18 protein-coding genes, 1 other RNA gene and 2 pseudogenes are annotated in these 19,418 nt (G+C 49.1%); 8 read left to right on the forward strand and 13 right to left on the reverse strand.

The annotated features are described in order from the left end of the window. Window positions 1-16: 16 nt before the first annotated feature. Window positions 17-664 carry a YitT family protein gene (locus MPHASIOC01_RS20810; RefSeq protein ID WP_064599301.1) on the reverse strand — a complete coding sequence of 216 codons (648 nt, stop codon included), beginning with the start codon at window positions 662-664 and terminating at the stop codon, window positions 17-19. Window positions 665-752: 88 nt separating this feature from the next. On the opposite strand from MPHASIOC01_RS20810, the gene MPHASIOC01_RS20815 reads away from it, so the two are divergent. Further along, complete coding sequence (locus MPHASIOC01_RS20815) at window positions 753-2,180, forward strand: PLP-dependent aminotransferase family protein (RefSeq protein ID WP_353613206.1); 1,428 nt, start codon at window positions 753-755, stop codon at window positions 2,178-2,180. Between the two features lie 304 nt (window positions 2,181-2,484). On the opposite strand, the gene MPHASIOC01_RS20820 is transcribed toward MPHASIOC01_RS20815, so the two are convergent. The 3 genes and pseudogenes from MPHASIOC01_RS20820 to MPHASIOC01_RS20830 all read right to left on the reverse strand — a co-directional run. Beyond that, window positions 2,485-2,703, reverse strand: coding sequence for a hypothetical protein (locus MPHASIOC01_RS20820; RefSeq protein WP_064599296.1), 219 nt, complete (start codon window positions 2,701-2,703; stop codon window positions 2,485-2,487). Next, window positions 2,703-2,954 (reverse strand): hypothetical protein, encoded by a 252-nt coding sequence (locus tag MPHASIOC01_RS20825; RefSeq protein WP_064599295.1) that lies wholly within the window; start codon window positions 2,952-2,954, stop codon window positions 2,703-2,705. The genes MPHASIOC01_RS20820 and MPHASIOC01_RS20825 overlap by 1 nt, the downstream gene beginning before the upstream one ends. Before the next feature lie 255 nt (window positions 2,955-3,209). Then, window positions 3,210-3,999: pseudogene (locus MPHASIOC01_RS20830) on the reverse strand (IS3 family transposase); the annotation flags it as partial. Window positions 4,000-4,138: 139 nt separating this feature from the next. Here MPHASIOC01_RS20830 and MPHASIOC01_RS20835 point away from each other — a divergent pair. The 3 genes and pseudogenes from MPHASIOC01_RS20835 (at window position 4,139) to MPHASIOC01_RS20845 (ending at window position 6,386) form a co-directional block, all read left to right on the forward strand. After that, window positions 4,139-4,960 (forward strand): S-type pyocin domain-containing protein, encoded by an 822-nt coding sequence (locus tag MPHASIOC01_RS20835; RefSeq protein ID WP_353614961.1) that lies wholly within the window; start codon window positions 4,139-4,141, stop codon window positions 4,958-4,960. Beyond that, on the forward strand, window positions 4,960-5,427 hold the full coding sequence (locus tag MPHASIOC01_RS20840; protein ID WP_064599290.1) for a DUF6392 family protein: 468 nt from the start codon (window positions 4,960-4,962) through the stop codon (window positions 5,425-5,427). The genes MPHASIOC01_RS20835 and MPHASIOC01_RS20840 overlap by 1 nt, the downstream gene beginning before the upstream one ends. Before the next feature lie 383 nt (window positions 5,428-5,810). Then, window positions 5,811-6,386 (forward strand): annotated as a pseudogene (locus MPHASIOC01_RS20845) (recombinase family protein). Window positions 6,387-6,765: 379 nt separating this feature from the next. On the opposite strand, the gene MPHASIOC01_RS20850 reads toward MPHASIOC01_RS20845, so the two are convergent. Further along, on the reverse strand, window positions 6,766-7,422 hold the full coding sequence (locus MPHASIOC01_RS20850; RefSeq protein ID WP_064599289.1) for a hypothetical protein: 657 nt from the start codon (window positions 7,420-7,422) through the stop codon (window positions 6,766-6,768). 441 nt (window positions 7,423-7,863) lie between these two features. Here MPHASIOC01_RS20850 and MPHASIOC01_RS20855 point away from each other — a divergent pair, with 441 nt between their 5' ends. Next, entirely contained in the window at window positions 7,864-8,838 is a 975-nt protein-coding gene (locus MPHASIOC01_RS20855; protein WP_156519078.1) for a VirK/YbjX family protein, read from the forward strand. 148 nt (window positions 8,839-8,986) lie between these two features. Here the strand turns inward: MPHASIOC01_RS20855 and ffs are convergent. Further along, window positions 8,987-9,083, reverse strand: an RNA gene (gene ffs, locus MPHASIOC01_RS20860) — signal recognition particle sRNA small type. Between the two features lie 169 nt (window positions 9,084-9,252). Between ffs and MPHASIOC01_RS20865 the strand changes: the two genes are divergently transcribed. Then, window positions 9,253-9,564, forward strand: a complete 312-nt coding sequence (locus MPHASIOC01_RS20865; RefSeq protein ID WP_353613207.1) for an MGMT family protein — start codon at window positions 9,253-9,255, stop codon at window positions 9,562-9,564. Between the two features lie 88 nt (window positions 9,565-9,652). Here the strand turns inward: MPHASIOC01_RS20865 and MPHASIOC01_RS20870 are convergent, their stop codons facing one another. Further along, window positions 9,653-10,219, reverse strand: a complete 567-nt coding sequence (locus MPHASIOC01_RS20870; protein WP_064599285.1) for a YbaY family lipoprotein — start codon at window positions 10,217-10,219, stop codon at window positions 9,653-9,655. Between the two features lie 341 nt (window positions 10,220-10,560). Here MPHASIOC01_RS20870 and tesB point away from each other — a divergent pair, with 341 nt between their 5' ends. Further along, window positions 10,561-11,421 (forward strand): acyl-CoA thioesterase II, encoded by an 861-nt coding sequence (tesB, locus tag MPHASIOC01_RS20875; protein ID WP_353613208.1) that lies wholly within the window; start codon window positions 10,561-10,563, stop codon window positions 11,419-11,421. Between the two features lie 92 nt (window positions 11,422-11,513). On the opposite strand, the gene MPHASIOC01_RS20880 is transcribed toward tesB, so the two are convergent. From MPHASIOC01_RS20880 to MPHASIOC01_RS20905, 6 genes are all read right to left on the reverse strand, one after another. Beyond that, window positions 11,514-11,729 (reverse strand): hypothetical protein, encoded by a 216-nt coding sequence (locus MPHASIOC01_RS20880; protein WP_353613209.1) that lies wholly within the window; start codon window positions 11,727-11,729, stop codon window positions 11,514-11,516. 419 nt (window positions 11,730-12,148) lie between these two features. Then, entirely contained in the window at window positions 12,149-13,435 is a 1,287-nt protein-coding gene (gene amtB, locus MPHASIOC01_RS20885) for an ammonium transporter AmtB (protein WP_064599754.1), read from the reverse strand. A 30-nt stretch (window positions 13,436-13,465) separates the two neighbouring features. Continuing rightward, on the reverse strand, window positions 13,466-13,804 hold the full coding sequence (glnK, locus tag MPHASIOC01_RS20890) for a P-II family nitrogen regulator (RefSeq protein WP_002891893.1): 339 nt from the start codon (window positions 13,802-13,804) through the stop codon (window positions 13,466-13,468). Window positions 13,805-14,056: 252 nt separating this feature from the next. Further along, window positions 14,057-15,841, reverse strand: a complete 1,785-nt coding sequence (locus tag MPHASIOC01_RS20895) for a SmdB family multidrug efflux ABC transporter permease/ATP-binding protein (RefSeq protein ID WP_353613210.1) — start codon at window positions 15,839-15,841, stop codon at window positions 14,057-14,059. Next, window positions 15,834-17,603 carry a SmdA family multidrug ABC transporter permease/ATP-binding protein gene (locus MPHASIOC01_RS20900; RefSeq protein ID WP_353613211.1) on the reverse strand — a complete coding sequence of 590 codons (1,770 nt, stop codon included), beginning with the start codon at window positions 17,601-17,603 and terminating at the stop codon, window positions 15,834-15,836. The genes MPHASIOC01_RS20895 and MPHASIOC01_RS20900 overlap by 8 nt, the downstream gene beginning before the upstream one ends. A gap of 73 nt (window positions 17,604-17,676) precedes the next feature. Next, a complete protein-coding gene (locus tag MPHASIOC01_RS20905) occupies window positions 17,677-18,132 on the reverse strand; it encodes an Lrp/AsnC family transcriptional regulator (RefSeq protein ID WP_064599274.1) in 456 nt (151 codons plus the stop codon). A 116-nt stretch (window positions 18,133-18,248) separates the two neighbouring features. Here MPHASIOC01_RS20905 and MPHASIOC01_RS20910 point away from each other — a divergent pair, with 116 nt between their 5' ends. Continuing rightward, the gene (locus MPHASIOC01_RS20910; protein ID WP_064599272.1) at window positions 18,249-19,292 is read left to right on the forward strand and encodes a PLP-dependent cysteine synthase family protein; all 1,044 of its coding nucleotides are present in this window, start codon (window positions 18,249-18,251) and stop codon (window positions 19,290-19,292) included. Window positions 19,293-19,418 lie beyond the last annotated feature (126 nt).

Genomic DNA, 19,418 nt, shown 5'->3' on the forward strand with positions numbered 1-19,418 from the left:
AAAGCGCTATACTACCTCAGAGTGGGCTTTTCAGATCAGAAAGTGTATTGCCTTGTGATTTCTGGCTACTTTCAGCCATGTGCTTCTCGTGGCGGCGTGTGGCGAACCAGGGAAGTGTCAGTTGAATAAGTGGCCCAATACTCACTGCATACAACACCGTGCCAATCCCCAGACTTCCCCCCATCAAAAAACCAACAAGCAGCACTGTCAGTTCAATAGCTGTTCTGATACGCCGTATCGGCCAACCCATTCTGTTATGCATCCCGGTCATCAGCCCATCACGAGGGCCAGCGCCAAACCCGGCGCCAATATATAAACTGGTGGCCAGTGCATTCAGCACTATCGCAGCAACCAGACACAGGCTGCGTACCCATAAATCTGTGACTGGCGGGAAAACAGCCAGTACTGCATCGGCCACCAGCCCCAGCACAACCACATTGCTGATAGTTCCCAGACCAGGCTTCTGGCGCATTGGCCACCACAACAATAAAACCAACGCCCCCACCAAAATGACGGTTTGCCCGAGCTTCAGCCCGGTCAGTTGGGCAAGCCCCATATGAAACACATCCCACGGATCAAGCCCCAGGTTGGCGCGGTAAAACACCGCAATTGAGATGCCATAAAACACCAGACCTGTGTACAACTGAACTAAGCGGCGCAACATAATACTTTCCTGTTCTTTGCAGACATGTTTATACTCTGCTCAATAATGGACTTAATAATAAGGTCCAGTTTATAAAAAGTGGACTGCTATGACTCAACGACAACTACGCAGTGCTTCGTTATTGAAAATACTGGGCCAGTGGCATCATCCGGACACGCGTATTCCCGTTTATCGGCAACTGGCTGAAGGACTGCGCTTACTGATACTTGATGGCCGGTTGCCTTTAAACAGCCGGTTACCCGGAGAACGAGAACTGGCAGATTCACTGGCACTGAGCCGCACAACCGTGGCTAATGCACTAAATCAGTTGCGTGAAGAGGGTTACCTGCAAAGCCGCCAGGGATCGGGTTCAGTTACTCGCCTGCCTGATACACAGGTAATCCAGCAGGCCTCTACGGTTCCCGGCGATACACTGGACCTTGCCACCGCGGCCCTTCCTGCCAGCCCGGCAATCCACCAGGCTTACCAGCGCGCCATTACCGGGCTGACAGAACACCTGGGTTCCACTGGCTATGATTCACAGGGCCTGCCGCGCCTGCGAACGGCGATTGCACGGCATTACTGCCAGCGAGGCCTGACAACCACACCAGACCAGATAATGGTGGTCAACGGCGCGGTCAGTGGGCTGGCATTATTATTGCGGTTGTTCACCGGGCCCGGAGACAGAGTGTTGGTTGACCATCCCACTTACCCTATGGCGCTGGACGCCATCCGGGGTGCTTCCTGCCGCCCGGTAGGCGTCACCCTGCCGGCGAATGAAGGCTGGGACTATGATGGTTTTGCCGCCACACTGGCTCAAACATCTCCCCGCCTTGCCTACCTTATCCCGGATTTTCATAACCCAACCGGGCGCTGTATGAGCCTTGCAGAGCGTCAGAACATCGCGGCTATTGCACAACGCAGCCACACCCCGTTGGTGGTTGACGAAACCATGGCTGAATTATGGTATGACGCCCCTCCACCACCACCTCTGGCCTGTTTTGGCGATGCGGAAAACATAATTACTCTGGGTTCTTGCGGCAAAAGCTTTTGGGGAGGTTTACGTCTGGGCTGGATACGAACTTCCCCTGGGGTGATAGCCCGTCTGGTTCAACAACGTAACACCCTCGATTTGGGTTCTCCGCTGCTTGAGCAACTCGCTGCGGCTATTTTGATAGAAGAGGAAGAGGCAATTTTACAGGAAAAACGCCAACAACTGCGGGTACAGCGCGACCAGTGTCTGGCATTGATACAGTCATACTTTCCAAACTGGCAAACAACCTCCCCAGTTGGAGGCTTATCATTCTGGGTCACACTGCCTTCCCCAGTTGCAACACGGTTTGCAGCCAGTGCAGAGAATATTGGCATTCACCTGGGACCCGGCCCGCGGTTCGGTATAGATGGCGCTTTTGAACGTTTCTTACGCCTGCCTTTCACGCTGGAAACGGCCAGAATGGAGATGGCACTGATGCGCCTGGTTCCGGTGTGGCAACAACTTGCTCTGGTTCGCTCACCCGTAAGCAATACGATGATTTAACACATGCTCGCCAGACACCCGGTCGCACCAAAAAGAGAACGGCGAGCCAGAAAGCTCGCCGTTTTGAATATCATCCATGATGCACATTACCTTTGAGGCAATGCCACCTTAACAAGTCGTTATGAACACTCAAGGTAATTCCGGTTGCACAAAAATGATATTTTTATGACACTATTATTTCATATAAATTTCATTTTCATGTCAGTAATATGACAATCGGCATTAAACCACGGTAAATATTCATGCCATACAGTTACAATCAATAGACCTGATATTGCCGTATAACATGAAAAAAGTGGCAAAATCAATGTTGCCGCGGAACCGGAAAACCTTTTACAGAAATAACAAACCCATTATCTCTGCGCTTTATTTTTGCACCGGCATCACACCAGTCTGAAGCTATGCGAAAAAACTCATCACTCCCCACATTCCAGCCAAGGCGAACATGCTTAACAAACCCGGAGCGCAATAATTCACATGCTTCATTGTAACTGTGAGCCACACTCACATTATCGTCAGCCATTATTTCCTCTTCTTAAGAAGTTTTCTCAATGCTTTGATTTCTTTAGCGTTTAATGGTTGAACCCCTTCTTCCTCTTCTGTGTGCTGGTTATCAATGTCATCTTCCTTAACCCCAGCATCAAGGCTTGCAAAAGCTATTCTCAAAAACTCTTCTGTTACTGCACCCAATGTTTCCCCATGCAGTTCAGCATAACTACGCACTTGTTCTTTAAGCTCACTGCTAATTTTTACATTTAGCACTGCGGTTTCCATATGCTTTCCTTTGAGTTTATATAGCGCAATAATATTATTCTTATTACACGAATTGCCAGGAAAAATCCATCACTATTCTGTTGCGGAAAAATGACTGTCAATACAGACAGGAAAATAAATGTGATCTGAAACTCACTCTGTAGCAATAAATTTCATTGTTACATTGATATACTTATTTTTACTGTTGTTGTTTTTCGGGAAATGGAATGAAAAAACGGTGTATTGTGATCCTACCCACGTAATGTGGACACAGCCCTAAGCGAGGTTCTGGTTTTCAAACTGTTCCGGGCTGAGGCCACCACCGATCGTAATCACACCCGATATAATTAAATACCGTCGTCCGCATTATTTCCCGACTGATAAAGCGTTCACCATGGATGCATTCTACTTTCAGTGACTGGAAGAAGCTTTCCGCACAGGCGTTATCGTAACAGCAGCCCTTTGCACTCATGCTACCGCGCAGGTTATATCGCTTCAGTAGCGCCTGATAATCTGCTGAGCAATACTGCCCGCCACGATCCGTGTGGACGATGATATTTTCCGGACATTTACGCCGCCAGAGCGCCATCTGTAACGCATCGCAGGTCAGTTTCGCCGCCATTCGTGAGGACATCGACCAGCCAATAACGGCACGAGACCAGAGGTCAGTCACCACCGCCAGATACAGTCAGCCTTCATCCGTGCGAAGGTTCGTGATGTCTCCGGACCACTTCTGGTTCGGACCACTGGCATAAAAATTCTGTTTCAGCAGGTTTTCTGACACCGGCAGGCCGTGCTCACGGTAACTGACCGGGCTGATAGCGACGTTTGAGCCAGGCATACCAGCCGCTTCGGGCAACCCGAAGCACCTGGCACATGGCTTTGACGCTGAATTCAGCCTGATGCTTTTTGATGAAGACATACTTCATTTCAGGCGCTTCGCGAAGTATGTCGCGGCCTTTTGGAGAATGACCAGCTCTTCATCCCCTTCAGCCAGTTGTCGCTTAAGGCGGGCAATTTCGACGGACATTTCCTGTTCACGTTCGGAAGATGAATGTGTATTTTTCAGCCAAATTGATTTAAGTTAAGTCACTTTTTGGATATTATGCCTGCGATATCAATATGATTTATATGGAATAATCAAGGGTGTTCCCCTGTGATAGCAAGTCGGTACAAGGAGCGATCTGCTAACACCTGAAAAATTACTGCAAGTCGCTTACAGCAAAGGGACCGTACCAACCCGAGTACGCTATAACTGGATTACTGACGATGAAACCGGGCGATTAAAAGCTGTCGGCTATCATACCAGTACTGAAAGCGGGCGTGATCAGGTTCGTGTTCGTATGCTGGAAAAACAAAGGGATGGTAGCTATGAATTTTGGGGCGATGAGAGAAGCGATAAACCGCTGATCACATGGACACCAGCGAGTACGCAGGGATCGCAAAGTAGCTGGAATACAGGCAATAACAGCCCGCAGGCGGGTACTGTAACGATTCCGGGGCTTGAACATCCTGATATTCAGGGCGTAACTATCACCACAACGCCAGTACCGGAAGAGAAGGATTTTCGGGATTACATTCTGGTGTTTTCGGGGAACATCCACCCGCCGATCTACATCTATCTCAGTAAACCTCCGGTAGAACTGCTGGAAGTTGATCTATACAGCAACTTTACAGGTAGGCCGCGAAATGGTACTCACGCAGATCACATGCCATCGGCAGCAGCAGTGAGAGCATTCTTGCGACGTGAATATCCTGATGCAAAACCTGCTGAAATTGACAGTATGGCGAAGGATGTAGCAGCAATCATTATTCCCTCCGAAATCCACCAGAAGTTAAGTGCTACCTATGGTGGTAGGAACAATCCAGTACAACTCCAGCAGGATTCAAAAAACTTAAGGGCAGCATTAGAACGAGATATTGAAACAATTAGACCTGCTCTAAAAGAACGTGGCTTAACTGATGGTCAGATCGATGAAGCCAAAGCTAAGATGCACCAACTGAATCATGAACAAGGGTTATATTAATGACCGTAAATGTTGAAAAATTAATCAATAGCTTAGGGAAACCGTATCAGGATATTTTTGATGCAGGACTTATTCCTTATAAGACTAAACCTACGGGCTATCCGGGTGATCCCGTTCTTACTTTAAGTATGATGAATGAAGGCATTTATCTTGCGTTCAAGCGGGATGGTGTAACTCTTTATTCTATAGAGCTTTTTTTGCAAAATCCCAAGAAAGCTAATTATCGTTTCCCTAATGAGCTTCCATCACCTTTAGAGGCCGAAATGGTACGTCCGTGGGTTCATGCTCAGTTTGGTTCCCCTGATAAATTTCTGCCGCCAAGGAAGCGTTTACGCAAAGATGTTGGTTACACAGATCTTTTTACTGTTATGGATTTCCACATTCCGATCAGTATGCAGATCGACTATGATTTGCAGGAACGAGTAAAAGAAGTTGCATTCATCACAACTTCTGAAGTTCGTTGGTGATCAATCGCAGGCGGTCTAGACTAGGCCGCTTTTTCGTCCTCGCTAAAAGTACTGGTCCTTACATCACAAAACAATCAAAACCCAGCCCATCCATTTTTTGACAAAAAATCTTAAGTAATCTTTTACTCAGAAAAAAGTACAGTCAGTATTTTTCTGCACGATTTAAAATCCTGTTCGTCTGATCAGGTCCAACCCCGCCGACCAAATGCCGTGTATTCAGATCTCAGTACTGAACTTTTCACTAACCCTACATTGCCTAAAAACGCACGGTCAAAAATCTCTTTTGGGTACTCCCTAACGATACTCGTTTTTCTCGTCTCGTTAAGTATCATTTATATGTTGTACGGGTTTAAATGATACTAATCAGCGGTGAGGACAGGAAAATGATTTTTGGTTATGCGAGAGTCTCAACAAAGGATCAGAATCTTGAGCGTCAGTTGGCAGTACTGGAAATCTGTATGTGACAAAATCGTTACAGAGAGAGGATCAGGGAAGTCCACCAGCGAAAGACTTGAACTGTTGAACCGCCTTTCACACCTCCGCGAAGGTGATACTCTTATTACTCATACAATCGACCGCCTTGCACGTAATACTCGCGATTTACTGGAAATGATTGATAGCCTCGTTGAACGTGGGATCACTGTTCAGTTCCTTGCTAACTCATGAGTTTTGATAACTCCCCACAATCACGCCTGATCCTAACCATGATGGGGGCAGTCGCCGAATTCGAGCGAAGAATGATCGCATCACGCCGCAACGAAGGGATTACCCTTGCTAAAGAAGCTCGTAAGTACAAAGGCAAGCAAAAGAACAAAGAATTGCACAGTAAAATCATTGAAATGCTTCAAGCAGGGAAGAACACACCGGACGAGATCGCAAAACTGTGCGATTGCGGTCGAGCTACCGTGTTTCGCATAAAGAAAGAGATGCTTGCCAGTACTGGTAGTATTGAGGACTGATATAGCGGAAGAGAGCAAAGGAAAGGATTGCATAGGGTATTGTTTCTCGAATCCTTTCGATATCCAAACGTTACTTTATACGAGGCTTTATAGCCTCTTCTTTATTTTATTATTAATCAATGTGTTACAATTTATTTTTTGCGTTTTATTACTACAGTAATTAACTGTCATTCACCACAGTGATTGCCATTAAAGCGTGTTATTTCGGCTTAACAGGCAATGGGAAAACAATCAGTAAAAACGCAAACAGAAGAATAGCCACTGCATTACGCCTGCTCACTACTTGTTATTCAACCAGCCTGGCGGACTATACAGGTAACATGCCCACACCCGGCGGAAGTACTCCACCAGGTGTGAACAACCAGAGGCAGCGCTATGTTCAGGTATCCAGGCTAAAGGCAGATCCAGGATCACTTTGAATACCGTCACTACCTTCAAGCTGTTCAATGTTGAAGAACTTCACTACATTGCGGCTATCAAGACAAATCAGTAGCACATTCATCTTTCGGGGATGCATTGCTCCGCCCTGCATTACCTGATGGGGTTCTCGCCAGACATACATCATGATTTTATTACCATCATCATCAAACAAATAGTTACGAGGCTCCCCTAATCGGGCAATAATCCCCGTTTCAGTGGAAACCCCTTTGGTGATGATTTTATTCAAGTGTAACTTGCTGTCTGGGCTCAAAAAGCTGTTCTGCATACCCGCAGGGTAGCGATGCACCCAATGTCTCTCGACAACTTCACCATTAATTAATGCTGTCAGTTGCGTTGTCTGTGCAGCTTGTTGCCCCTGAGGCCCTGTCCAGTTCTGCATCCAGACTGCTATTTGTTTACCTTGTGGCGACCAGAGTGTGCGTGACGGCACACCGTACTGTTGAATCAGCCTGGTTAATGAAGTGCTTCCATCAATAATCCCCGACTGCGTTGCCGACACAGTGTTTGCGCTAAGAGCAGGAACAGCGGGTGGTTTTGCCACACAACCCGTTAAGCCAATTGCAGCAATGACATACAGTGTTTGTATTATTTTCATTGTTTTTTCCCAAAAAACATCCGGGCCAGCCTGGATTACAGACTACTGACACAGCCAGAACAGTATTCTCATTGCTGGTATAAGCGCTGTAACCCGCCCCCGGCAAAGAGATGTCTCATGGATGAGACGAACAAAGCCCGCACAATGGCAATTTAAACACAAAGCCTGCAGGCAGAAAAAGTGCTGTCAAAGCTACCAAAGAAAATGCCTGGAAATGAAGTCGTAATGTCTCATTTTATCAATCAGTAATATGACCAATTCTTACTTTTGAAATATTTCACCACATGAAGAACAAAATAAGACCTTTTCCACCATAACTATCTACCCAAACTTTACCAACTATTAACTTTATTCATCCAGATGAGCTTTCGTTGAAGTTCACTCTATTACACTGCACAGACAATTCTTATTTGATTTATTTTTTTAGCTGCTGGGGCATTTATGTCTTTGAATGAAACACCGTTACACACTGCTAATGAGCAAGGCATTAGCCACGGGTCACTGGTCTTTGCTATAGCCCGGGGGCTGATTGTGCCACCTGCGGCTATCTGGCAAAACAAACACTACCGGTTGAAATTTTTACTACGTTCGCTGTGGTACTGGAAACCGACCAACAGCATGCTGACAGCTTTAGCGCAATTACCTGAATTCCCGGCGTTATTACAAGCGCAGGTCACGCTGCCCAGCAAACCGCACCGCCATTATTTGCGCCTGGGTCTGACTGCTTCACAGCGAGCTCATGCTGTTGTGGCTCACTACCATTTTTTACATCAACACACCAGCCCAACACTTTTCGAGGCACTGACAGCCAGCGAACCAACTCTGCTATTCAGTTTTACCGGACGTAACGAAGAGTTATTCTCACTCAAAGCTTCTACCGCCCGTAATGCAGAACGCGAAGGTGAAAGCACGCTGTGGTTGTTTATGGGCAACGATTTACTGGCAAGTTTGACGTTCTCAATCACAGGCTCTGCACAATGCCCGGTACTGTTTATTGGCGGTGTACAGGGGCCACGCCGCCAGATTACCAATGACACCATTAAACAGGCCACCAAAGCCTGCCATGGCCTGTTTCCCAAGCGTATTTTGTTGGAAGTTATCTGGCAATTATGCAACCAGTGGCATCCAGAAAAGATCTATGGCGTGAGTGATGCAGGGCATGTATTCCGCGGATGGCGTTACCGTTTCAGTAAGGCACGCCATCTTCATGCAAGTTATGACGAATTCTGGGAATCCGTTAGCGGTACCAAAGCCGGCCGGTATCAGTGGCAGCTTCCGGCATGCCTTCCGCGGAAAAGCCTTGATGATATCGCCAGCAAGAAACGCGCGGAATACCGCCGCCGTTACCTGTTGCAGGATGAGATCGAGCAAAAAATACTGACACTAATCGCTGATGGCCCGCAAAGCAGTTCATAATTTCCCGGCACACAGCCAAAGCTGCTCCCCCCAATAACGTCATTCAGTATCCGCAGGTTGAGCGAAGCAATACATCTCAGCCTGCATGCCTTTTATTACCAAAACAAGGGGAAAACCAGAGCGTGCAGAACGCACAAATGGGTGGGGGCCCTGCCAGCTACATCCCGGCACACACGTCGCCTGCTGCGGCTGCTTCCTTCCGGACCTGACCGAGTTCACAAGTTAGTGTTGCGGGAGAACCAACAGAGCCCCCATTGAGAGCGTTGTATTCCAACGCGCGGGGCGCATTATCTCTGTTGATCCTGGTAATTGCAAGTCAACAGGGTCTGGATGCCGGTTTATTGCACAGTTGACTTTGTTTCTTCCTTATCTGCCACCGGGTATAGTCATGTGGATGGAGCAAAGGAGTAACATATGGCCTCAACAGACAATTTCGCGCAGCGGGTGTACCAGATAATTGCGGCGATTCCTTCCGGCAGAATAACCACTTATGGTGATGTGGCTCGTATGGCTGGTTCACCGCGCGCGGCTCGTCAGGTAGGTGGCGTGCTCAAACGGCTACCAGAAGGCTCACGCCTGCCATGGCACAGGGTTGTGAACCGCACAGGCCAAATCTCACTGACCGGCCCGGACCTCAGCCGCCAGCGCCAGGCATTACTGGCAGAAGGTGTGCAGGTATCCGGGAATGGGAAAATCGACCTGCCACGCTACCGTTGGCCTGAATAAAAGAAAACAGCGCCCAGAGGCGCTGTCAGATTAATGAAAAAGAAGGGAAAAGCGTGGTTTTCCCTTCTTTTTAGTTAGCGGATGAAAATCAATTACCGGTTTGCATTTGTGATTGCTGCTGTTGCGGCAAGAAATGCGTAGGTACAGGCTCCGCTTCAGTTACTTTTCCCGGTTGTACTGCAACCGCGGTATTTTGCAACGGAATCAGACGCAGGTCAGTACTGTTCACACCATTAGTGATTACCGGTTTAAAGGAATCAGACATAAAGATCAGCTTGCCGTCCACGGTAATCGCAGCACTTAACAAAATCCGGGCATTCTGGCGGATGTCGGCCAGGTCGTAAGGCAGCACATAGCTAAAGGGTGCCTGGTGGCCTTCAAGGTTAACCACTTTCTGCGATAAGACTCTCGCAGGTGAATCCGCGCGTGAAGCATCAGACAAGGTTACTGTCAGTACCGCATTTTGTGGCAATGCCAAACGCTGGTTAATAACAATATTACCGGACAGATGAGGTTTCTGCATATCAGCCTGTGAAGCGAGGCGAGAATAGGCAAAGTTCGGGTTCGGGACTTCATAAGTATTGCGAAATTGTTGTGCACAGCCAGCCAGGACAAAAGCAGCAGCCAGACCGCAAATTACGGGTGTCAGTTTCATCGTTTTTCTCCTTCTCCTGCCACCTGCCGATACAGTCGATATCGTTGTGGTGGGGGGTTGGTTTATTGCTTATCAGGGTAAGTCTGGCATATTACCTGATTTTTTGCTGGTAAAAGACTGTAAATTCAGATAATTGAACCCATCGGACCAGTTAAAAATCCAGGTTATACTTAACAGGATGTGTCGTATTGCGTCCGGGTGTGCCGGCCTTCCGCTTTTATGCGTGTTTGTCTGCATTGAGGAAGGAAGTACCGGTACGCTGGTTGTGTCGCAAAACCGCGCATCAGGCCATATGGTCACTACACACACCGACTAAAAACTCCGCAGCCAGAGGGTGTACTATGAGTCAGGCGTTAAATAATTTGTTAGCCCTGTTAAATCTTGAAAAAATTGAAGAAGGCCTGTTTCGTGGGCAAAGTGAAGACCTTGGCCTGCGCCAGGTATTTGGCGGCCAGGTCGTTGGGCAGGCGCTGTATGCAGCAAAAGAAACGGTTCCCGCAGAACGCCTGGTGCACTCCTTTCACAGCTATTTTCTGCGCCCCGGAGACAGCAAGAAAGCCATTGTTTATGATGTTGAAGTACTGCGTGATGGCAACAGCTTTAGTGCCAGGCGCGTGTCCGCCATTCAAAATGGCAAGCCAATCTTTTATATGACAGCATCATTTCAAGCACCTGAGCCTGGTTTTGAACACCAGAAAACCATGCCAGAAGCCCCGAAACCGGAGTCACTTAAATCCGAAACGGATATTGCCAAACTGTTTGAGCATATGCTCCCTCCACTGGCTAAAGAAAAATTTTTAAGCGATAAACCGCTGGAGATCCGCCCGGTCGTGTTCCATAACCCTTTAAAAGGCCATGTGGATAAACCTGAACGCCAGGTCTGGATGCGGGCGAATGGCACAATGCCGGACGATTTACGCATTCACCAGTACTTACTGGGTTATGCATCTGACTTTAACTTTCTGCCCACAGCTTTACAGCCGCACGGAATAGGGTTTCTGGAACACGGGATGCAGGTTGCCACTATTGATCACTCTATGTGGTTCCACCGCCCTTTCAGCTTTAACGAGTGGTTGCTCTACAGCGTGGAAAGCACTTCAGCATCCAGTGCCAGAGGTTTTGTACGCGGCGAGTTTTATACGCAGGATGGGGTTTTGGTGGCTTCAACAGTGCAGGAAGGCGTTATGCGCCAGCGGGGTTAACCTGTTCGAATAGCCCACAAATGAGAGTTTGTGGGCTGGCATAAAATGAACTCAGGCCGCTATCTCCGTATCACCCTGAGTTCAACACCTGTTTAATGCTGGCGTAGTTGGCGCACCAGGGTAGCCATGCGCCGTGTTCGGCAATACAGGATGAACAGCACAAATGCCTGGCAATTGAATATCCAGCGCGCCGCACACAATGCCACGAATGCAAGACAAACTGCCCACTGCCCGCCACCACCCCAGAACAGGCCTCGTACTCCTTGCCCCACCGTTAGTACCACTAAGACCACAAATAACCAACTCAAACATGTAATACCCGCCACATACCCCCTTGAGGCAAGCGATACACATACCAGGGAGGTTACCAGCATCACAATTGCTGGCACAAAAAAACTCAGGGCATGTTCTGCCGGGGTCAAATGGGTAAAGTTACTCAAAAAAACCAGCACGAGGTGCTTTGCACTACGGATAAAGCAAAGAAAGTGGCACCGATGTTACGCACCACAGCAGAAGTGGTTCTGAAATACGTTCGTCGAGAATGGTGATTTCAAACGGCTACTACTGCAAGGAGGTTTTCTGAGCGAGTCGGGCGGTTCAAAAATATACTGGCCTTATTAGATTAAAGTCCCGGTCTTATGACCAGGACTTTGTCATCAATCGGAGAGACAACAGTCCCTCTTTTTTATGCCTGGCTATTACACCAGGCACTCAGCAACCAGCGGGATTATGCGTTGTAAGCATTTTCACCGTGGCTGTTAACATCCAGACCTTCACGTTCCTGATCTTCCGGAACACGCAGGCCAACAGTCATATCGGCAATTTTGTAACCAATGAAGGCAACAACGCCAGACCAGACAATGGTAATCAGCACGCTTTCCAGTTGAACCATCAGTTGGTGGCCCATAGTGACACCCTCTGCGAAACCAACACCACCCAGTGAAGAGGATGCGAAGATACCGGTCAGGATACAACCTACGATACCGCAAACACCGTGAACGCCGAACACATCACACGGGTCATCAACACGCAACCAGCGTTTCAGTGCAGTAACCCCCCACAGGCCAGCAATGCCCGCCGCGATACCAACGATAAGCGCACCACCAACACCGATATAACCACAAGCAGGCGTTACCGCAACCAGACCCGCGATAGCACCAGAACAAGAGCCCAGCAGAGACGGTTTACCACGAATCGCCCACTCACCAAATACCCAGGCAAGGATAGCCGCAGCAGTTGCAACAACGGTATTAAGGAAAGCCAGACCAGCGATTTCATTCGCCGCACTTGCTGAACCCGCATTGAAGCCGAACCAGCCAACATACAGAATCGCGGTACCAGTAAATACCATTGGCAGGTTATGCGGTTTGAACGCTTCTTTGCCGAAGCCAACGCGTTTGCCCATCATATAGGCACCCACCAGGCCAGCAACTGCTGCGTTAATATGCACCACTGTACCGCCAGCGAAATCCAGCGCTCCATGGGTTGCCAGCAGACCGCCGCCCCAGACCATATGCGCAATCGGCACATAAGACAGGGTCATCCACACAACAACGAAGATCAGCACTGCAGAGAAACGAATACGTTCAGCCAGGGCACCAACAATCAGGCCAACGGTGATACACGCGAAGGAGCCCTGGAAGGAAACGTGGATGTACTGATAGAAAGTACCCATCAGATCGGTAATTTTGATGCCTTTCAGCATGGTCCAGTCAAAGCTACCGAAGAAATTGTTACCAGTGCTGAATGCCAGGGTATAGCCATAGACCACCCACAACACGCACACCAGCGCGAAAGTTACAGAAACCTGAGTCAGCATGGACAGCACGTTCTTGGAACGAATCAGTCCACCGTAAAATAACGCAATCCCAGGAATCGACATGAACAGCACCAGTGCGGTGCAAATCATCATAAAAGCGTTATCGGCTTTATCAACTACTGCTGGTGCAGCCATTGCAAGTGATGGCAACAATGCCAGCGCCCCGAGGCCAAGTTTAATGCCAAATTTACTCATTTTATCCATCCCTTTCACCATTGCCAGGAATCAGAGGGCCGCTTCGTCGGCTTCGCCCGTACGAATACGAATGACACGTTGTAATTCAGCAACGAAAATTTTGCCGTCGCCAATTTTGCCTGTGTAGGCAGCTTTACTAATTACATCAATAACTTCGTCGAGTTGATCGTCAGCAATGGCTACGTCAATTTTCACTTTTGGGAGAAAGTTAACGCTGTATTCTGCTCCGCGGTACAACTCGGCGTGCCCTTTCTGGCGACCAAAGCCTTTCACTTCGGTCACTGTCAGCCCCTGAATGCCAATAGATGAAAGCGCTTCACGGACGTCTTCCAGTTTGAATGGTTTAATTACCACGGTAACCAGCTTCATAAATCCCCTCCAGTAAGAAATCGGTAAGTGCCGCAGCGAACAGGGATTACTAAGCAATCAACGTGCCAAAAGTATAAATCAGCAACTTTCAGCGTCTTAATGAGGTGAGAGGCGGGTTAACTGAAAAGACCGGAAACAATGTTGTCGCCAGGAACATTCCTGAAAAATAAAAACGCACCTTTTTGGTGCGTTTTTATAAAAAACACTGCACCAATAGTGCAATGGGTTAAATGTTCGCCAGATAATGGTGCATTACATAACAGCAGACTCTTCATAGCTGCTGGAGGCTAATTCTTCACCAGCCAACTGTAACTGATACATTTGCCAGTAACGCCCACGCTTCGCCAGGAGTGCCTCATGCCGGCCACTCTCAACTGCCTGCCCACGGTGCAACACCAGAATAGTATCAGCCTGGGTAATGGTGGAAAGCCGGTGAGCAATTACGACCAGAGTGGTTCGCTGGCGTAAGGCACTGAGTGCATGCCCTATCGCCTGCTCGGTGCCTGAATCAATATTGGCAGTCGCTTCATCCAGAATAAGTATTTCCGGGGTATCAACCAGTACCCGGGCAAGTGCCAGCAACTGTTTTTGCCCGACCGACAACGTATTGCCCTGCTCACCTAATTGGGTATGAATACCTTCAGGCATTGAGCGCACAAGGTCAGCCAGTTGCACGGTCTCCAGCGCCTGCCAGACACGCTCTTCACTGATATCCCGCCCCAGTGTCACATTCATATATAGCGATTCAGCCATCACCACCGGATCTTGCTGCACCATCGCCACACCTTTGCGCAGGACACTATGGCTCAGGCTTTCTAACGGACGGCCATCAAGGCGTATCTCCCCTTGTGACCACGGGTAATAACCCATCAATAAATTTGCCAGTGTGCTCTTGCCACTGCCCGTGTGCCCAACCAGAGCGATAAAGCTTTTCGCTGGTGCCTGCAGGTTAATATCACGCAGCACATTCTGACCATCGCGATAGGCAAAAGAGAGTTCAGAGACATCAATACGCCCGGATGCCAGTGGTTGGTTATCCGGGCCATAGTGCTGTTGTTGGCAGTCCATTAACTCAAATACGCGTTCCCCTGCTACAACCGCCTGCTGCAGCATCGACTGCTGGGTTGTTAACTGAATCAAAGGCTCATTCAAACGCCCCAGATAGCTGATAAAGGCGTACAGCACCCCGACTTCAATTGCGCCATTACCGGCATACCCGAACTGAAACAACAGCCCACATAAAATTAGTGCTGAGAACAGGCTCAATAGAGGGCGTAGCAGAAAGCCTTCCAGTTTCAGGGTTTGCATACGCGCGTCATAGTGTGCTTCACTGGCATCCGCCAGTTTTTTACCAAAGCGCATCTGCTGGCGAAATTGCTGGATAACCCCCATGCCATTAACCGCTTCATTAAAACCGTCATTGATATCCGCGAGGTAACTGCGTACCCGCCGGACAATTGACGTACTCAGGCGTTGGTAAATCAGCATAACCACCAGAACGGCAGGGAAAATAACGATAGCCACCAGCGCCATACGCCAGTTTAATGAGAACATCGCCACCAGCATCGCACCAATTAATGCAGCGCTGCGCAACACAGTTGCTACCACGGTGACATACAAATCGCGGATAACCTCGGTATCATTTGTCACACGGGAGATCAGTTGACCGACAGGTTGGGTGTCAAATGCACTCACTGGCTGGCGCAACGCTGCATCCATTACATCAGTACGCAATTGTTGCACAACCCCCACAGCCGCCTCGTTAAACAACAAAGCCTGAGTGTAATGCAGCAATGCGGCCAGCCCCTGCAACAGGATATAAGCGGCGGCCAGCCCGCCGATCATCGCCAGCGGCAGTTGTTTTTCCGCAACCAGGTGGTCAATAAAGTAACTGATTAAGGCCGGGCCACTCACTTCCGCCGCCGAAGCCACCCACAGCATAATCACCGCTTTGATGATAGATTTACGCCAGGGAGAGCCATAGGCCAGAAGACGTTTTAGTGTCGGCCATAATGCAGGTTGAGATGGGTTACGCATGAGCCTGCTCCCCGGTTTCATCCTCTTCGTCCAGTGCGGCTTCCAGTTGTTGGTAACGGTACATATCACGATACCAGCCTTGCTGATTCGTCAGTTCAGAGTGGTGGCCGCGTTGCGCCACATTCCCTTGTTGAAGAACCAGTATTTCACTGGCTTCCGTTAACGCCGACAAGCGGTGGGCGCTGATAATCAATGTGTGCCCTGCGCCCCATTGCCTCAGGTTATGCAGAATTTGCTGCTCGGTTCTGCCATCAACCGCAGATAACGCATCATCAAGGATGAGTATTTCAGCATTGAGTAAAAGTGCGCGTGCAATAGATATACGCTGTTTTTGCCCACCGGAGAGCATCACCCCACGTTCACCCACTTCCGTTTCATAACCTTGAGGCAGGCGCAGAATATCGTCATGCACACTGGCCAGTTTTGCAACAGCTTCAATTTCAGCCTGGCTGGCACCGGGTTTGCCAAGCGCGATATTGTTTGCCACCGTGTCAGAGAATAAAAAAGGTGTCTGATTGACGACTGCCAGCCGTTGATGCCAACTGTTAAGCTGCAACTGCCGTAATGGCATACCATGAAATGAGATATCACCGTCATCTGTGTCGAAGTGGCGTTGTACCAGCGACAACAGCGTGCTTTTTCCGCCACCTGTAGGGCCACATAAACCGAGAATCTTCCCGGGTGCCAGGGTAAAATCAACCTGATGGAGTTGTGGGTGCTGACTCCCCGGCCAGGTAAAACTATTGATCTGGCAAACCAGTGTTCCCGGCCCTTCGGGTAGTACCTGCGAGCCATCTTCCACAACCGGTTTTTCCGCCAGTAAATCACGAATACGGCTGTAGGCAGCACTGCCACGTTCCACAATGTTGAACATCCAGGCAAGCGCCAGCATCGGCCAAATCATCAGCCCAAGGTACATCGCAAAACTTGTCAGTTGCCCAAGCGTCAACATTCCCTGGCTGACCATCCATGCTCCCCCGCCAATAGCGAGCATATTCGCCGTTGCAATAGCGACATAAATGGTTGGATCAAAACGGGCATCCACCGTAGCGACACGCATATTTTTCTCACCGGTATCCCGGGCATCTTCAGCAAATAAGGCAGACTGGCGGTCTTCGAGACCGAAAGCTTTAATCATGCGGATACTGGTCAGACTTTCTTGCGTCCGATCATTGAGGGAGGAAAAAGCGGCCTGAGCCAGTTTGAAGCGTTGGTGCAACTGGTCACCATAGCGCTTGATAACCAGCGCCATAACAGGCATTGGTAACAACGCCAGCAATGTCAGTTGCCAGCTAATCTGGGTACACATCACTACCAGCACGGCGCAGCCCATCACCAGAGAATCAACCAGGGTCAGTACCCCTTCGCCAGCGGCAAACACCACCCGGTCAACATCATTGGTTGCCCGGGCCATCAGATCACCGGTACGGTGGCGCAGGTAAAATGCCGGGCTCTGGCGGCTCAGTTGCCGGTAAAAATCCGCGCGTAACTCAACCGCAAGCCGGTAAGATGCGCCAAATAACAACACCCGCCAGACATAACGCAGTAAATACACCACGACCGCGATAACGGCCATTACCCCAATCCACAGCAGTAATTTGCTGAGAGTGAAATGTTCCAGTGTGACACCATCGACAATAATCCCCACCAGCTTAGGCGGGGCAAGTTGCAAAATTGCAATCACAATGAGTAACGTTACCGCACCCAAATAACGGCGCCATTCCCGGCGGAAGTACCAATGAAGTTGAGCAAATAATCGCACAGCAACGAGTCCTGAAACTGGCCTTTCACGAGCCAGTTTGTTGAATGAAATGGTTCAAATAGTGAACGAGTGCCTACAGTGGCAATGATGTGGTGTATTTTATCTGTTCCATGGCAAAACTCGAAGTGACATCGCTCAGCCCAGGCACATTGTTGACTAAACGCTTATAAAAATCATCAAACCGCTTCATATCCGCCACCTGAACACGCAACAAGTAATCGTATTCACCCGCCATGCGCCAAAACCCCAACACTTCAGTCATTGCAGAAACAACATTGACAAACTGGTTATACCATTCGCTGCTGTGATTCTGTGTTTTTATCAGCACAAATGCCGTGAGATTCAGCCCGAGAAGCTCCGGGTTCAGCAACGCCACTTTACCCAGAATATATCCTTCATCCTCAAGGCGTTTCAGCCGTTTCCAGCAGGGGGTGGTGGTCAGATTAACGGCATCCGCCAGCGCCTGCAAAGAGTATGTGCAATCTTCCTGCAGTAGCGCCAACAAACGACAGTCCGTTTTATCTAGCATAGCCACCTCAAAAGAGAAATATTTTCTCTCAATACTGAATATGGCAGAGAAAATAGCAACTTTTTTTTCTCCAGGTTGCGGTACGCTGAGCACAAATTGACAAACGGGCCAGAGCCATGAATAACTGGGTAACACACGCCATTCGTGAAATTAACGCCGATTACCAGCGTTCCGCTGATACACATTTAATTCGCCTGACACTTCCTGCATTTCCGGGAATCCATATTTATCTCAAAGATGAAAGCACACACCCGACAGGCAGCCTGAAGCACCGGCTGGCACGTTCACTGTTTTTGTACGGGTTATGCAATGGCTGGATAAAAGAAGGCACCACGATAATCGAAGCCTCTTCAGGATCCACCGCAGTTTCGGAAGCCTACTTTGCCCGTTTGCTTGGCCTGCCTTTTATTGCCGTCATGCCTGCCTGCACGGCCAAACGTAAAATTGAACAGATTACGTTCTATGGTGGTCGTTGCCATTTTGTTGACAGCCCCTGCCAGATTTATGATGCCTCAGAAACACTGGCCCGCGAGCTTAACGGCCATTATATGGACCAGTTTACCTATGCCGAGCGGGCAACAGACTGGCGTGGTAACAATAATATTGCCGACAGTATTTTCCGCCAAATGGCAAGCGAACCCTATTCTGAACCGGAGTACATCGTCATGAGCGCGGGCACTGGTGGAACATCTGCAACCATTGGGCGTTATCTGCGTCACCAGGGGCATCAAACCCGCCTGATGGTTGTCGACCCGGAAAACTCAGTGTTCCTGAACTACTGGCAGGATGGCGACAACCAGCGCCGGAGTGAGACCGGAAGCCGCATTGAAGGGATTGGCCGCCCGCGTGTGGAACCGTCGTTTATTCCCGGTGTGATTGACGACATGATGCGTGTGCCAGATTGCGCCACAATTGTCGCCATGCAATGGCTTGAAACCATTCTGGGCCGCAAAGTGGGCGCATCCACAGGTACTAATATGTGGGGAGTACTGAGCCTTGCGGCACAAATGCGTGATGCCGGGCAAACCGGTTCAATTGTTACCTTACTGTGCGACAGCGGTGAGCGTTATCTGGAAAGTTACTACAACCCTGAATGGGTTGCGGCCAACATTGGCAATCTTAGCGAAGCCCGCCTGGCTTTACAGGCCTTATTGAAGTAACAGACTGCCGGCTTCCATCGTGCTGATGCAAGCCTGGTCACACCACGAAAAACCAGTAGTCAGCATGGTGCGGGTTTCATTTTTACACAAACCCGCACCTTCCTTATCATGAAGCTGGTGAGCCAG

It is taken from the genome of Mangrovibacter phragmitis, assembly GCF_040429585.1.
Lineage (GTDB): Bacteria > Pseudomonadota > Gammaproteobacteria > Enterobacterales > Enterobacteriaceae > Mangrovibacter > Mangrovibacter phragmitis.

Bases quoted from the DNA above. Each gene is read 5' to 3' on its own strand.
- MPHASIOC01_RS20810 (WP_064599301.1), bottom strand. From the start codon at position 664: ATGTTGCGCCGCTTAGTTCAGTTGTACACAGGTCTGGTGTTTTATGGC.
- MPHASIOC01_RS20815 (WP_353613206.1), top strand. From the start codon at position 753: ATGACTCAACGACAACTACGCAGTGCTTCGTTATTGAAAATACTGGGC.
- MPHASIOC01_RS20820 (WP_064599296.1), bottom strand. From the start codon at position 2,703: ATGGCTGACGATAATGTGAGTGTGGCTCACAGTTACAATGAAGCATGT.
- MPHASIOC01_RS20825 (WP_064599295.1), bottom strand. From the start codon at position 2,954: ATGGAAACCGCAGTGCTAAATGTAAAAATTAGCAGTGAGCTTAAAGAA.
- MPHASIOC01_RS20840 (WP_064599290.1), top strand. From the start codon at position 4,960: ATGACCGTAAATGTTGAAAAATTAATCAATAGCTTAGGGAAACCGTAT.
- MPHASIOC01_RS20850 (WP_064599289.1), bottom strand. From the start codon at position 7,422: ATGAAAATAATACAAACACTGTATGTCATTGCTGCAATTGGCTTAACG.
- MPHASIOC01_RS20855 (WP_156519078.1), top strand. From the start codon at position 7,864: ATGTCTTTGAATGAAACACCGTTACACACTGCTAATGAGCAAGGCATT.
- MPHASIOC01_RS20865 (WP_353613207.1), top strand. From the start codon at position 9,253: ATGGCCTCAACAGACAATTTCGCGCAGCGGGTGTACCAGATAATTGCG.
- MPHASIOC01_RS20870 (WP_064599285.1), bottom strand. From the start codon at position 10,219: ATGAAACTGACACCCGTAATTTGCGGTCTGGCTGCTGCTTTTGTCCTG.
- tesB (WP_353613208.1), top strand. From the start codon at position 10,561: ATGAGTCAGGCGTTAAATAATTTGTTAGCCCTGTTAAATCTTGAAAAA.
- amtB (WP_064599754.1), bottom strand. From the start codon at position 13,435: ATGAGTAAATTTGGCATTAAACTTGGCCTCGGGGCGCTGGCATTGTTG.
- glnK (WP_002891893.1), bottom strand. From the start codon at position 13,804: ATGAAGCTGGTTACCGTGGTAATTAAACCATTCAAACTGGAAGACGTC.
- MPHASIOC01_RS20895 (WP_353613210.1), bottom strand. From the start codon at position 15,841: ATGCGTAACCCATCTCAACCTGCATTATGGCCGACACTAAAACGTCTT.
- MPHASIOC01_RS20905 (WP_064599274.1), bottom strand. From the start codon at position 18,132: ATGCTAGATAAAACGGACTGTCGTTTGTTGGCGCTACTGCAGGAAGAT.
- MPHASIOC01_RS20910 (WP_064599272.1), top strand. From the start codon at position 18,249: ATGAATAACTGGGTAACACACGCCATTCGTGAAATTAACGCCGATTAC.